Here is a 13,642-nt window from a genome sequence, read left to right on the forward strand (position 1 = left end):
ATTCTGGACGTTGCTCTTTTGTTAATTGCATTGTTGTCACACTTTGCTCGTTTAGTGATCAAGGTGTGCGGGCGTCACATAATTTAAAGCTGCAATAGCGATATACGTTCTATTTTTGTGATCGAGATCGGTTAACTGTATATCAAATTGGGTATCTGGGTTTGGAATTGATTTAGATCAACTTTTGTTAAAAGTGGATCTGGCAGGATTTGCGCAAATGTAAGGAAATTGAAAATAAAGACAGCGCTAATTGTTGTATTAATGGAGTAGTATGATGAACAAAAAAATCGTTTCTAGCATGATCGCCACCGCCCTTCTCACAACCGGTTTCACTTCTTCAGTATTAGCTCACCAAGCGGGCGATATTATCGTTCGCGCTGGTGCAGTAGTTGTTGCACCAAATGAGTCTAGCCCAGTTGTTGCTGATATCGCTGAATTTGGAGTCAACGACAACACACAGCTAGGTTTAAATTTTGGTTATATGATCACTGATAACATCGGTATTGAGTTATTAGCGGCAACACCTTTTAGTCACGATGTTTCATTAGGTTCACTAGGTAAGATTGCAGAAACTAAGCACCTACCACCAACATTAGTTGCTCAGTATTACTTTGGCGATGCTAATTCAAAACTTCGCCCATACATTGGTGCGGGTGTTAACTTCACTAACTTTTTCGACAATGAATTCACCGCAGAAGCAAAAGAGCTAGGTTTATCAGAGCTAAGCATGTCTAATTCATGGGGCGTTGCGGCTCAGGTTGGTCTAGATTATCAAATTAATGATAGCTGGTTAGTTAACGCTTCTGTTTGGTACGCGCAGATCAGCACTGACGTTAAGTTTAATTTAGGTGATGCGCCGCAGAAGGTTGAAACCGATATCGACCCATGGGTTTATATGGTGAGTGTGGGTTACACATTCTAAGCCTATTTTAATTGGACAAATCCCACCCATGAAAAAGGAGCCGTTTGGCTCCTTTTTACTTATAAACTATATAGACTTAGCGTTATTTAGATGCTTTCTTAGCGGCACGTTCTGCTTTTTTCTGCTCTTTGGTTTTCCAATGCCGAGTATTGTAAACAAACTCAGGAAGCCCTTTAGTTAGCCATGCAACTAAACGCCAACGCTTAGTTACATAGGCTTTGCGCTTTCCAGCCTTCATTGCCTTGATGACTTGGCTTGCGACAACATTAGGTGGCGAGAGCCATAAACGATTTTGCTGCATAGCCGCTTTATCTAACATACCTAACTGGATATCAGTGATGGTGATTGGCAATTTCAAGCGCTGGGCATGCATGCTCAAACCTTCTAGGTAGTTTTGGGCATAGGCTTTTGAGGCATGGTAGGCAACACTTGGGCCACCACGCAGACCAGCAATAGAGTTTATTGCTGCGAGTTGGCCATAACCTTGCTCACGAAATAGCCTAAAGGCCGTATTGCAAATTACCGAGAAGCCTTGCACATTAACTGTGATGATATCTTGTTCAGGTTGCCAAGGCAGTTCAGGATCATAATGGGTAAGGCCGGTATTGACCAAAACGAGATGGGCACCACCTAAAGATTGCCAAACGGCATTTAGGCTGGCTATCACAGCTTGCGGGTCGTCAATTTGCAGTGGAAAAACCTGTGCCTTAGTTGGCAATGATTGACTAAACTCGGTAAGCGATTGTGGATCTTGTGCTAATAGGGCCAGTTCAACGCCGTCTTCTGCAAGTTGTTTTGCAATTTCACGGCTAAGTAATGAGCTAGCGCCCACAATTATTGCAGTTGCTTGTGTCATATGGGTATTCGACTTCGAATAGGTAACTTATCATAGAAAGATATGTGTATTAGAACAAGATTAATTGTCGTTTGCTGTGACACGGATTGTGAGAATGGATGATGCGCGTCCATAACCACGTAAGTTAAACCGGTTTACGTATATTTATCTGATTGTTGTAACTCAACATAGTGGTCAAATAACTTGTTATTCACTATTTGATCGTTAACTAATATAAAATTCAAGTTCGGACATATAGACTTCTAGAAGTCTTGATGTATTATTAGGAGCATAAAAATGAAACAGTGGTTTAAACCTTTCTTATCTTTAGCGGTTGTAGCAGGCATTTTAACGGGTTGTGCAACACCTAATGCAGTGGTGGAGATCCATGGTGAGGTTTGGTACAAGGAGCGCATGATGCTACCTGAAGATGCAGTTATTACTGTTCAAGTTCAGGATGTTTCTTTAGCTGATGCACCTGCCGAAGTTATTGCAGAGTTTGAACGTAACGATGTCAGTACACCAGTACCGTTTCAGTTTTTAATTAATAGAGATCAATTTGAACCAGGGCATACCTACAACATAGGTGCGCGCATTACTTATAACGGCGAATTGATGTTTATTAATACCCAAGCTTACCGAATTGATTTGGACTCCATTGAGCCTATGTCAGTTCTAGTGCAGAAGGTGGCGCGTTAACTAAGAGCTAAACTTTAGCAACTCTCGGTGCGTCTCTTTCTGGTTGGTCACTCAAATTAGTAAAGAGGCGCGATATGCCGGTTAAAATTCCTGACAATCTTCCAGCGGCTGGGATCTTAGAGTCTGAGAACATCTTTGTGATGTCAGAAACTCGAGCTGCAAATCAAGATATTCGTCCGATGAAGGTATTAATACTGAATTTAATGCCAAATAAGATTGAAACCGAAACCCAGCTTCTGCGCCTTTTAGGTAACACTCCTTTGCAAGTTGATGTCGACTTACTGCGCATCCACGATAAAGCATCCAAACATGTCTCGATTGATCATATGAACAACTTTTATCGTGATTTTGAGCAAGTGCGCCACAAAAACTACGATGGTTTAATTATTACTGGTGCGCCACTAGGCCAAGTTGAATTTGAAGATGTGTCTTATTGGGACCATATTCGCGAGATTATTGATTGGTCGCAGCAACACGTCACTTCTGTACTGTTTTTATGTTGGGCGGCGCATGCAGCGCTATTTCATCTGTACGGGTTAAATCGCAAGTTACTTACAACTAAACGTTCTGGGGTGTTTACTCATAAACGAACAACTAAGCACTACCCATTATTGCGAGGGTTTGATGATGAGTTTTTCGCGCCGCATTCACGCTTTGCAGAAATGGATGTAGCCTTATTGAAAGCGCATCCTGAGCTAGAGGTTCTTACGGAATCTGAGACAGCTGGCGCTTACATGGTGCTGAGTACAAATAATCGTAACTTGTTTGTGATGGGGCATCCTGAATATCAAAAGTCGACGTTAAAAGATGAATATTTACGTGATTTAGCCCAAGGGCTTAAGCCTGAGATCCCTGAAAATTACTTTAGTGATAATGACCCTGAAAAGTCACCAATTGCTCGATGGCACAGTCATGGCAGCCTATTAGTCAGTAACTGGTTAAATTATTATGTCTATCAGTTAACACCTTACAACCTTGATGACATGAGCGCTATTACGCCATGGGAGTCATAAGCTTGTGAGACGCTACCATGTTAAATAAATGCCAATAATGAACTTTTAATTATTGGCATTGAGTAATAAATAGGCTTTATTTAGCAAATAGGTTAATGGTAATAATGTCTTCATATAAGCCCGCTCGAGCAAAAGGCATAGGTGAGTTTTCGAAGTATATTGCCATTTTCTGCCCATCTAAAAGACGGTTACTGATACTGAACTCTGCTTCATTGATTAAGCTTACCTGTTGACCAAGAAACAATACCTGATATGGAACTTTGTTTTGTTTATTTTTTAGGTTAACTAAGCTGCCTTTATTTGATGACGACATTGATATATCAACATAACTATTACTTTCGATAAAAAGCGGGAGCTCTTTACGGTTTTTTTGAGTTAAATTACCCAAGTCAATTCTAATCGAGGTACCAGTTGGAGGAAGCCAACTGTCGTTTGTATTGCTTATTTTGGCGCGAACATACGGAGCGACTTGATAATTAAAAGAATAGTTGTTTGTCGCTATGACACTATTAGCATCACTTTTGAGTTCGATATCCAATATGCCTCGATATGCACCTGGATAAAAGGTGCCTCCATGAGGAATGTATGCCCATAAGTTTATTTTCCGCTGCCCTAAAACCGGTAGGATATAATCGCTTCTACCGGTTTGTGTTAGTGGCTGGCGTAACTTATTTTTGAGTTCATATCGATGTTGTGACGTGCTCCCTTTGAGCAATGGCTCTCCTCCCGTTGGTTGTCTAATCACAATCTCTTTTGCGCAAGCAGATAATTGCCTGTCGAGATAAATATTACCTGGGATCCATATGCCTTTTTGGCCCTTGCTTTCTGCTATTGCTGACTGAGTTTTTAACTCAACCTGCCAAACACCGTTACATGAGTCTCGCTCTTTTTGAGACTGTGAATAAGCAAGGCTAGTAAAGCTAAGGTAAGATATCGCCAGCATTAAGATCGTATTATTGAAGCTACATACTTTCATTACAGTTCTCCTTAATACATGAGATATAGAGCGTACCCAGATCGATTAAGTGGCTATTGTTCTGGGTAATCGTAAGTGTCTTGGATTTATATTTTTGACTCGAAATTTTAATCTCATACTCACCTGGTTCGATGCCTTGAATATAAAAACGGCCAGACTTATTGGTAAAAAACGCTAACGTGAAATCCTTACTAGTAATAGTGCCTTGCAAATAGCTAATAGGTTCACCATTACTTGTTTGTAACACGCCTTTTGCAGTGTATGAGCGATTGGAGCCAATCATAAAAACGTGGCCAGTAGCTGCGCCGGGAGATATTGTCAGTCGACTTTCTCCCCAGTCATATCCGATAGGGGCATTAGGTACATTTAAATCAATTGTGTTCGTAATATAAGCTACATCGAGTGGCAATAATGCGCCTATATTCGATGTGCCAGAGGCTTCATATTGCTGGTTTTGATCGACACCTAAAAGAATCTCCTGCTCTGACAGTGATGGATGGAGTTTAGAAATAACAAAAGGCCCTTCTTTCGATCGTCCCCAGCCTATATGTCCATCAACTATGCCTATTGCGGTGTTGCCTCTTATTGATGCTGTGTAACTTGCTTCGTTATTGGTTTTGCTATTGTTATTTCGTTCAACTTCGAGCTCAACTCTAAGGCGATTTGCAGTGTAATCAAATTGAGCGTTCTGGCTATCTCGTCCATCTTCATATTCTAGTTGTGCTCGATAGCCAAGACTGCCGACTCGGTCATTATTGGTTTTACTTGCCTCAAGGCGAGCGTATTGGTTAGCGCTATTGTAGTTAGCGGCAAGGTTTAGCCTGTTTTGAGTATTTGAGCGCCGCCAGTCAATAGTGAAAAAGTACTCTACTTCGTCATTGTCATCGTTGTAAGCCGCGGCATCGTTATAGGTGACCCCTGAGCCTAGAGTCCAATCACCTGAACGCCAATTAATGGTCATTGAGAGGTTACTTTGGGCTGTATCGTGAGTGTCTTTGTAATAGGAGCCCGATATTGTTGTGTCCCATGCATTATTTATTACCCAGACATAGTTGGCTAAATAGCGCTCATAGGAGGTGGGTAAAACTTCAATATCCCAAGGTGATGAAGTAAATGAGTCTGCAAAATCGGCACTTACTCTGAGATTGGGAGTGTTATTAGAGTTGCCGGCAACAGTGCTTTCAAATGTAAATGACACGACACTACCAACACCAGTGTCATCTAAATTACTTAATGAAACACGGCTGGATAGGTTGCCCCAAGAAGTTCCGAGAGTGGCTGTTGCTCCAAGTATTTGTCCATATTGTGCTATCGCGCCATTCACACCAAGAGTTAGCCATGACGATACACCATATTCAGCAAAACCCATTACGGTCCACGTATCTAAATAATCTACGCCATTTTCGGCATAGATAGATGGGGCTCCAGCGCTTAACCCAAAATTGAGCATATCTTCATTTAACAGCTTGCTATTATAAAATTGACTGAATACAAAACGTTCAGATTTTCCAGAAAGATAGGTAACATCGACGATGATGTCATTGGCTCCGTTGGTCATTGGAAGGTTGTTAAGATTAAAACGGCCGGCTTCTTGTCTACCACTGAAAATTAGCTGACCATTGACCGTTATTTCAACTTCAGCGCTTTCTTTAAGAATTAATTCTTGATTGTTATTAGGCCCAATAACACGATCGGGTTGCAGTTCTGCATAATTACTTGATACAGAAAGTCCCCCCATACTGATCCCTGACAAATGACCAGCGACATTAGTACCAGAGCCAACATCCCCTATCGAGAGTCTGAAGGGCATATTAGGTTTATCGTAAAAAGCGACCCATTCTCCACGTAAGAAGTTGTTCGTTTCATCTGTGACTTCTATATGGTTTGCTAACGAGAGGTTCACTCCAGTTGCACCGCCAAAGTTCATTTGAGCTAACCAATCAATGCTCGAAAAATGGCTATTGTCCCTTGCTTCCCAATTTTGAGAGTGGTTAAAATTGATACTGTTGAGCCAGCTGAAAGAACCACTTTTTGAGGGAATAAATGAGCTAAATGGATCACTGAAGTCTACGTCATATAAACCAAAAGCTTCGGGCTTAACGCTAAGGTCTAAAGATAAAGTCGATGGATTAAAAGTGATATCTAACCCTTTTTGGGCTAATGCTTTAAGGGAGATCATTCCGTTGCTATCTTGGCTTGCCGCTAAAATACTCTGCCAAACTTCATCGGTGATCTTTGGGCCAAGTAAAGATTTTAGTGAGTGGTATGAAACTGAATCAACAACAGTTCCATCTAAGTTGACTGCTATATCACCAAGAACTCTTCCATCAATTTCTAGCGGCAATGACAAGCTCATTGCTTGGGTAGGTAAGGGCAGTAGCAATGTCAGCAGTAAACTGATCCATAAGGGTAAAGCTGGAATACTCGTCACCAGATTTCCTTTATTTCCACCTTTACTTGTCTATCTTGTGGCGATAGCAAAGTGTTCATAGCTATACTTATCGACTCACCTGGGACTAGATATTGTTGACTTAGTAGATGTTGAATATCCTGCCATTTCCAGTGGTAAGTCTGATGTTCACTTGTAACCGTAAAAGATAGCTGCGGTATAATCACCACTCCATTACCATCGTTAGCAAGTTCCATAGCAACTGGTACTTTATTTTTGTAAGTGATATTCGCTGACATTAAATTGGTGACATTGTCCGGAGATACAAAGGCTAATGCACCGATTTGGAACAACATCTTGATGCTGCTTTGAGCGACATCGTCTTTGATTGGGAGTTGGCTAAATATCACTCTATATGATTGAGAACGAGAAACATCGTCGCCAATGTACTTAACCTTAATCATTTGCGTACTACTCGGTGGAACAAGTACTTGAGGTGGAAAAATAAAAAAATCCTCGGTATCAATCAATTTCTCTGTATTGCTATCTGATACCTGTCTTTGCTTAACAAAGACCTCTAATGGCAATGGTTGATTTGTTGTATTGTTTATTTGAAACGATTGCTCAGTTTTGCTGCCTTGAGCGGAGAAAAAGCTCACCATAGGAAATAGTTCAAAAGCTTGAACCAATGGGGATAACAACGAAATAAATAGAAATATGAATGCTCGCATAAGTCCTCAAACGGGGCCATAAGGCCCCGGAATGATTGAACACCTTGGTTATTTATCTTGGATAAAGTGCAACATACATTGATGTTTTGTATTCGCCGGCCTTTTCCCAACCGTTAATAACAGGCTTAATCGTCAGCGTATTGTTCGCACTTAAATAACCTTCAGTGCTGTTGCTGACGTCCATCCCCACCTCAATGGCATGGCTATTACTTGCATTGTTTTCTGAATCAATTGTTCCTGAAGTTCCATTAAATGAGACTTCAAGGGGAATAACATCGACACCGTTGCTATTTTTAAACGCTTGTGCGCCAACAACTAATGTACCTTTGGCATTATCGTTATTGCACCATGCTTGGAACTTAAACTCACTCGCGGCTTCATAGGGAGTTTTTACATCTAACTCAATGGATTGATCTTGCGTTGAATACATGTAGCAACGCTGCGGGATCTCTCCAGTTAAGTTGACATTAAATTGACTTGCGCCATCTGGATGTTCATCAGGGTTGCTAGACCAGTTATTTGCTGCTGCACCAGCTGAAAAAAGCAAAGCAACCACAACACTACTGATTAACGTTTTCATTTTATTCACCTTAGAGGTTTGGCTTGGACAATTTGAGTGTATCTATAAAGAGGTATGGTTTGTTATCGTCCATAGGGATGGTTAGGTGCTATAAAAAGAACTAATTTGGAACTAGTTTAAGGGAGAAGAAAAGTTGATTGAAAGATTGTTTAGTGGCTAAGCGCATTGAAAGCTGATGTTTGCTACCGCTGCACTTTGTGCACTGCTGTTTTCTGGCTCCATTAATAAGCTATTTATCTGTGAGCGACTACGCTTGCCGGTTTTCAGCAATATACTGGACACATGGCATTTGACGGTGCTGAGGCTTAAATGAAGTTGGTTGGCAATTTCCTTGTTGCTACTGCCATTTAAAAGGTGGAAAAAAACTTGCTTCTCTCTACAAGAAAGTAAGTACTTATCACCTAATTGATTTAAAGAATGCTGACCGGTTTCTGATGAATTAACCAAGACTTTTAGTGCTAGTGACATCGCATCTCGACTAAACCATAACTGCTTATTTTCGATTGTGCGTAATGCTCTAATAAGCATTTCTAGTGTGAGTTCAGTGGTAATTAAACCTGAAAAACCTTTAGAAATAATCTCTGCGACATTCGCTTCGTCAATATGAGTAGCATTAACTAATAGCCATTGCCCTCCACGTTGAATTGGAGGTATGCCATTTACAACATTAGTACCAAAAGTCGCGTTATCAAGGATCACAATTGTGTCTGACGTTAATTGGAAAAGGTTTTCGGTATTCTGTTGTTGAATAATTTTTTGAGTGTCAAATCTGCTGGCTAAAATAGCCGCTACAACAGCTTTCCATGTGTCATTGGTTGATACGATATATATACATTGTTCGTTTTGAACGGTCATCTTTCATTCCTTGAATTAACCCTATTTAGGCTAGCTTGCATTAAGTCATGTTGTGATAAATAAATCCTTGACGCTGCTCACTATTATGCTTTTTCACCTACCTTCTTTAGGCTATTTTGCTAGCAAAGATTGTAATTGGCTTGTTTGAGCGGGTTTGAATTAATCAAATATTCTTGGCGCAACTTGTTTGTAAATATTAAGTGACAACCCTTACTCATGCTTAGGTATAAAATTGACCAATCAGTACTTGCTTTACGTTCGCGTAAACGTCAGAGTGGTAAATATTGAGCAAGATCACATTTATATTGGCTAGAGAATAACCTCGGAACGACTCAACAACAAAGCCCTGTACCCCAAATTTTATATGGCTTTGGCGTCGTTTAAGTAAAGGTTAACTAGCGTATTAGCGGAGTAATTATGAGTTCAGTTCAGTTAGATCAAGATATTGTTATTGTGGCAGCCAAGCGCACTCCTATGGGTGGGTTTCAAGGCGCGCTATCAAGTGTCGCTTCACCAAAGCTTGCTGCGACAGCAATCAAGGGCGTTATGCAACAAACGGGTTTAGCTGGTGAGCAGGTTGACGAAGTCTTAATGGGTTGTGTGCTTCCCGCAGGTCTTGGTCAAGCACCTGCACGTCAAGCAACGCTTGGGGCAGAGTTGCCATTGTCTGTTGGCGCAACCACAGTGAATAAAGTCTGTGGCTCAGGGATGAAAACCGTGATGTTGGCGCATGATTTAATTAAAGCTGGTAGCGCAAATGTTGTGGTTGCTGGTGGTATGGAAAGTATGAGCCAAGCACCATATTTATTGGATAAAGCCCGCGGTGGAATGCGTATGGGGCATGGTAAAGTGCTAGATCATATGTTTCTTGACGGTCTTGAGGATGCCTACACTGGTGGCGCGATGGGGACATTTGCACAAAATACAGCAGATGACTTTAAGTTAACCCGAGAGCAGATGGATAGTTTTGCATTAAGCTCACTCGAAAAAGCCAATGCAGCAATTAACTCTGGCGCTTTTACCGATGAAATTACACCTGTGACAGTTGCAAACCGCCGCGGTGACATCGTGGTTGATACCGATGAACAACCGGGTAATGCACGCCCTGATAAAATCCCAACTCTGCGTCCCGCTTTTGCCAAAGATGGCACCATTACCGCAGCCAACTCCAGCTCAATTTCCGATGGTGCAGCAGCATTAATGCTCATGACTCGTAGCCAAGCAAATGAATTAAAGCTGGATGTATTGGCCACAATTAAGGGCCATAGCACTCACGCACAAGAGCCATCAATGTTTACCACTGCACCCGTTGGTGCCATGAACAAACTCCTTAATAAGGTGAACTGGGATAAACAAGATGTTGATCTGTTCGAGATCAACGAAGCCTTTGCCATGGTGACAATGTTGGCAATTTCTGAGCTTGGACTTGATGCCGGCAAGGTTAATGTTAATGGCGGTGCTTGCGCATTAGGCCATCCGATAGGTTGCTCGGGCGCTCGTGTGTTAGTCACCCTAATCTATGCACTTAAAGCACGTGGCCTTAAGCGTGGTGTGGCATCACTTTGTATTGGTGGTGGTGAAGCAACAGCTATGGCGATTGAACTGTAATTTAAGCCTGTTAACGCTCTATTGGGGAAATGATAGAGCGAGTAAGTAAATCAAATAATCAACAAGACCGAACCTGCGCACAGCCACGGCAAACATAGCCAAACAATAAGGCCAAGCAGGTTCACTATGGTGCAAATGTCAGTGATTGACTTTGCCAAATTAGGAAGCGATATGACAACTCAAGTGAAGCATTACATCAATGGCGAATGGGTATTAGGTCAAGGTGACAAGCAAATCGCCGTAACTAACCCTGCTAATAACCAAACGATAGCTGTGGTCAATGCGGCAACGGATGCCGAAGTGCTCAGTGCCATTGCTGGTGCTAAAGAGGCGTTTCAAAGTTGGAAAGAAGTGCCGGTCTCAGAACGTGCTCGGGTGATGCTTAAGTATCAGCACTTGTTAAAAGAGCACCATGATGAAATTGCCACCATTTTAGCGCAAGAGACTGGTAAAACCTTTGATGATGCTAAAGGCGATGTTTGGCGTGGTATTGAGGTAGCTGAACACGCTTGTAATATCGCTTCTATGATGATGGGCGAAACCGTTGAAAATGTGGCTCGTTCTATCGATACCTATAGCTACACGCAGCCTTTAGGAGTGTGTGCAGGTATTACACCATTTAACTTTCCTGCGATGATCCCATTATGGATGTTCCCGTTAGCCATTGCCTGTGGTAACACATTTGTGCTTAAGCCATCAGAACAAGATCCAATGACGCCGCAACGCTTAATAGAGTTGTTTGAACAAGCGGGGGCGCCAAAAGGCGTGGTGCAACTAATCCATGGTGATAAAAGCGCAGTGGATATTTTACTCAGCCATGATGATATCAAAGCGATTTCATTTGTTGGTTCAGTCAACGTAGGTCAATACATCTACAAAACCGGTACCGATAACCTTAAGCGTGTGCAAGCTTTTGCCGGCGCTAAAAACCACTGCGTGATCATGCCTGATGCTAACAAGCAGCAAGTGATTAACAACTTAGTCGGAGCATCAGTAGGTGCGGCAGGTCAACGCTGCATGGCGCTATCAGTAGCGGTATTTGTTGGTGCGGCGAAAGAATGGATCCCTGAGCTGAAAGAGGCGATTGCTAAAGTTAAGCCTGGACTTTGGAATGATAAAGACGCCGCTTATGGCCCGGTCATTAGTCCGGCAGCGAAACAGCGCATTATTGGCTTAATTGCTAAAGGTAAGGAAGAGGGGGCTGAATGTTTACTTGATGGCACCGATTATACTGTCGCGGGCTATGAGTCGGGCAACTGGGTTGGGCCAACCATGTTCGATAAAGTGACCACGGATATGAGCATCTACCAAGAAGAGATTTTTGGACCAGTGCTTTGTTGCATGAATGCCGACACCCTGGAAGATGCGATTGCCATTGTCAACGATAGCCCTTATGGCAACGGCACTTCAATCTTTACAGCAAGCGGCGCGGCTGCGCGTAAGTATCAACATGAAATTGAAGTGGGCCAAGTGGGTATAAACGTGCCGATCCCTGTGCCACTACCTTTCTTCTCATTTACAGGCTGGAAAGGCAGTTTCTATGGTGATCAGCATGCCTATGGTAAGCAAGCAGTGCGTTTTTACACAGAAACCAAAACCATTACAGCGCGCTGGTTTGAGTCTGATATCGCCGTGGCATCAACACCGAATATGACTATTGACCTTAAATAAACATAAGCTCGCCACCTTAATGGTGGCGAGCTTTTTGAGCTGATAAGTGTAATTAGTCGCTGCAACAAGCAAATATCACAAATTAATAATCAATAGAGGTCAGCTTGCTTAGCTGCAGGCATTACAAGACCCAAAGCTTTGACCCACATTAAGTGGTGTTTAGAGCATGAGACAGTATAAATAGGAGTACCCAGATGGATTTCAACCTCAATGAAGACCAACGCCAATTTGCCGATCTGGCACAGCAGTTCGCCAAAGAAGAGCTTGCACCTTTTGCTGCGAAATGGGATGAAGAGCATCACTTCCCGAAAGACGTGATCCAAAAAGCCGGCGAGCTTGGTTTTTGCTCCTTATATTCGCCTGAATCAGAAGGCGGCATGGGACTGTCTCGCTTAGATGCATCGATTATTTTTGAGCAGCTATCTATGGGCTGTACCGCAACCACTGCGATGCTAACCATTCATAATATGGCGACTTGGATGATCACCAGTTTTGGCTCTGAAGTATTGCGTCAAGAGTGGTCTGAATCATTAACCACAGGGGAAAAGCTTGCCTCTTACTGTTTAACTGAACCCGGTTCTGGAAGTGACGCGGCATCATTACAAACCAAAGCGGTGCGTGAAGGCGATGAATATGTGATTTCAGGTTCAAAGGTATTCATCTCAGGTGCAGGCGCAACCGAAATGTTGGTGGTGATGTGTCGTACCGGTGAAGCGGGACCAAAAGGTATTTCAGCCATTGCTGTGCCAGCAGATGCTGCAGGTATTATTTATGGTAAAGCTGAAGACAAGATGGGCTGGAATGCACAGCCAACTAGGCAAATCACCTTTGAAAATGTGCGTGTGCCAGTGGCTTATCTACTTGGCGAAGAAGGTCAAGGCTTTACCTTTGCGATGAAAGGTCTTGATGGTGGACGGATCAATATTGCAACTTGTTCAATCGGTACAGCGCAAGCAGCCCTTGAGCGTGCCACTGAATATATGAATGAGCGCAAACAGTTTGGTAAACCGCTGGCGGCGTTTCAAGCGTTACAGTTCAAACTTGCTGACATGGCAACAGAACTGGTCGCTGCGCGTCAATTGGTACGTTTAGCAGCGTTTAAGTTAGACGTTCAAGATCCTGAAGCTACAGCCTATTGCGCGATGGCGAAACGCTTTGCCACAGATATCGGCTTTAAAGTGTGTGACGAAGCATTACAGATCCACGGCGGTTACGGCTACATTCGTGAATACCCATTAGAGCGCCATATGCGTGACGTGCGAGTACACCAAATTTTAGAGGGAACCAACGAAATCATGCGCTTAATTATTTCTCGTCGTTTGTTAGATGAAAACGCGGGCGCAATTTTATAGAGATTGACGCT

The 13,642-nt window shown here is 42.6% G+C and carries 12 protein-coding genes; 6 read left to right on the top strand and 6 right to left on the bottom strand.

Annotation, left to right across the window (positions count from 1 at the left end; genetic code table 11):
• Nucleotides 1–271: 271 nt before the first annotated feature.
• Nucleotides 272–922, top strand: a complete 651-nt coding sequence (gene ompW, locus L884_RS0114360) for an outer membrane protein OmpW (RefSeq protein WP_028768144.1) — start codon at nt 272–274, stop codon at nt 920–922.
• 82 nt (nt 923–1,004) lie between these two features.
• Here ompW and L884_RS0114365 read toward each other — a convergent pair whose 3' ends face one another.
• Nucleotides 1,005–1,778 carry an SDR family NAD(P)-dependent oxidoreductase gene (locus tag L884_RS0114365; RefSeq protein WP_028768145.1) on the bottom strand — a complete coding sequence of 258 codons (774 nt, stop codon included), beginning with the start codon at nt 1,776–1,778 and terminating at the stop codon, nt 1,005–1,007.
• Between the two features lie 276 nt (nt 1,779–2,054).
• Between L884_RS0114365 and L884_RS0114370 the strand changes: the two genes are divergently transcribed.
• Complete coding sequence (locus tag L884_RS0114370) at nt 2,055–2,456, top strand: YbaY family lipoprotein (RefSeq protein WP_028768146.1); 402 nt, start codon at nt 2,055–2,057, stop codon at nt 2,454–2,456.
• Between the two features lie 74 nt (nt 2,457–2,530).
• Nucleotides 2,531–3,469 carry a homoserine O-acetyltransferase MetA gene (gene metA / locus L884_RS0114375; protein ID WP_028768147.1) on the top strand — a complete coding sequence of 313 codons (939 nt, stop codon included), beginning with the start codon at nt 2,531–2,533 and terminating at the stop codon, nt 3,467–3,469.
• A gap of 76 nt (nt 3,470–3,545) precedes the next feature.
• Here the strand turns inward: metA and L884_RS0114380 are convergent, their stop codons facing one another.
• The 5 genes from L884_RS0114380 to L884_RS22160 all read right to left on the bottom strand — a co-directional run bounded on the left by L884_RS0114380 (nt 3,546) and on the right by L884_RS22160 (nt 9,000).
• Nucleotides 3,546–4,445, bottom strand: coding sequence for a hypothetical protein (locus L884_RS0114380; protein ID WP_028768148.1), 900 nt, complete (start codon nt 4,443–4,445; stop codon nt 3,546–3,548).
• Complete coding sequence (locus L884_RS0114385; RefSeq protein WP_028768149.1) at nt 4,432–6,876, bottom strand: fimbria/pilus outer membrane usher protein; 2,445 nt, start codon at nt 6,874–6,876, stop codon at nt 4,432–4,434. Before L884_RS0114385 ends, L884_RS0114380 begins: the two co-directional genes overlap by 14 nt.
• On the bottom strand, nt 6,873–7,565 hold the full coding sequence (locus L884_RS0114390) for a fimbria/pilus periplasmic chaperone (RefSeq protein ID WP_028768150.1): 693 nt from the start codon (nt 7,563–7,565) through the stop codon (nt 6,873–6,875). The genes L884_RS0114385 and L884_RS0114390 overlap by 4 nt, the downstream gene beginning before the upstream one ends.
• A gap of 52 nt (nt 7,566–7,617) precedes the next feature.
• Nucleotides 7,618–8,145: a hypothetical protein gene (locus tag L884_RS0114395; protein ID WP_028768151.1), complete on the bottom strand. Its 528-nt coding sequence runs from the start codon at nt 8,143–8,145 to the stop codon at nt 7,618–7,620.
• Nucleotides 8,146–8,301: 156 nt separating this feature from the next.
• Nucleotides 8,302–9,000 carry a helix-turn-helix transcriptional regulator gene (locus L884_RS22160; protein WP_051435646.1) on the bottom strand — a complete coding sequence of 233 codons (699 nt, stop codon included), beginning with the start codon at nt 8,998–9,000 and terminating at the stop codon, nt 8,302–8,304.
• 417 nt (nt 9,001–9,417) lie between these two features.
• On the opposite strand from L884_RS22160, the gene L884_RS0114405 reads away from it, so the two are divergent.
• The 3 genes from L884_RS0114405 (at nt 9,418) to L884_RS0114415 (ending at nt 13,631) form a co-directional block, all read left to right on the top strand.
• Nucleotides 9,418–10,608 carry an acetyl-CoA C-acyltransferase gene (locus tag L884_RS0114405; protein WP_028768152.1) on the top strand — a complete coding sequence of 397 codons (1,191 nt, stop codon included), beginning with the start codon at nt 9,418–9,420 and terminating at the stop codon, nt 10,606–10,608.
• A 171-nt stretch (nt 10,609–10,779) separates the two neighbouring features.
• On the top strand, nt 10,780–12,279 hold the full coding sequence (locus L884_RS0114410) for a CoA-acylating methylmalonate-semialdehyde dehydrogenase (protein ID WP_028768153.1): 1,500 nt from the start codon (nt 10,780–10,782) through the stop codon (nt 12,277–12,279).
• 194 nt (nt 12,280–12,473) lie between these two features.
• A complete protein-coding gene (locus L884_RS0114415) occupies nt 12,474–13,631 on the top strand; it encodes an acyl-CoA dehydrogenase family protein (RefSeq protein WP_028768154.1) in 1,158 nt (385 codons plus the stop codon).
• Nucleotides 13,632–13,642: the final 11 nt, after the last annotated feature.

This window comes from Shewanella fidelis ATCC BAA-318 (assembly GCF_000518605.1).
Classification (GTDB): Bacteria; Pseudomonadota; Gammaproteobacteria; order Enterobacterales; family Shewanellaceae; genus Shewanella; species Shewanella fidelis.

Excerpts from the sequence above, each read along its gene's own strand:
- L884_RS0114365 (WP_028768145.1), bottom strand. The coding sequence starts at position 1,778 with ATGACACAAGCAACTGCAATAATTGTGGGCGCTAGCTCATTACTTAGC.
- L884_RS0114380 (WP_028768148.1), bottom strand. The coding sequence starts at position 4,445 with ATGAAAGTATGTAGCTTCAATAATACGATCTTAATGCTGGCGATATCT.
- L884_RS0114405 (WP_028768152.1), top strand. The coding sequence starts at position 9,418 with ATGAGTTCAGTTCAGTTAGATCAAGATATTGTTATTGTGGCAGCCAAG.
- ompW (WP_028768144.1), top strand. The coding sequence starts at position 272 with ATGATGAACAAAAAAATCGTTTCTAGCATGATCGCCACCGCCCTTCTC.
- L884_RS0114410 (WP_028768153.1), top strand. The coding sequence starts at position 10,780 with ATGACAACTCAAGTGAAGCATTACATCAATGGCGAATGGGTATTAGGT.
- L884_RS0114395 (WP_028768151.1), bottom strand. The coding sequence starts at position 8,145 with ATGAAAACGTTAATCAGTAGTGTTGTGGTTGCTTTGCTTTTTTCAGCT.
- L884_RS0114390 (WP_028768150.1), bottom strand. The coding sequence starts at position 7,565 with ATGCGAGCATTCATATTTCTATTTATTTCGTTGTTATCCCCATTGGTT.
- L884_RS0114370 (WP_028768146.1), top strand. The coding sequence starts at position 2,055 with ATGAAACAGTGGTTTAAACCTTTCTTATCTTTAGCGGTTGTAGCAGGC.
- L884_RS0114415 (WP_028768154.1), top strand. The coding sequence starts at position 12,474 with ATGGATTTCAACCTCAATGAAGACCAACGCCAATTTGCCGATCTGGCA.
- L884_RS22160 (WP_051435646.1), bottom strand. The coding sequence starts at position 9,000 with ATGACCGTTCAAAACGAACAATGTATATATATCGTATCAACCAATGAC.
- metA (WP_028768147.1), top strand. The coding sequence starts at position 2,531 with ATGCCGGTTAAAATTCCTGACAATCTTCCAGCGGCTGGGATCTTAGAG.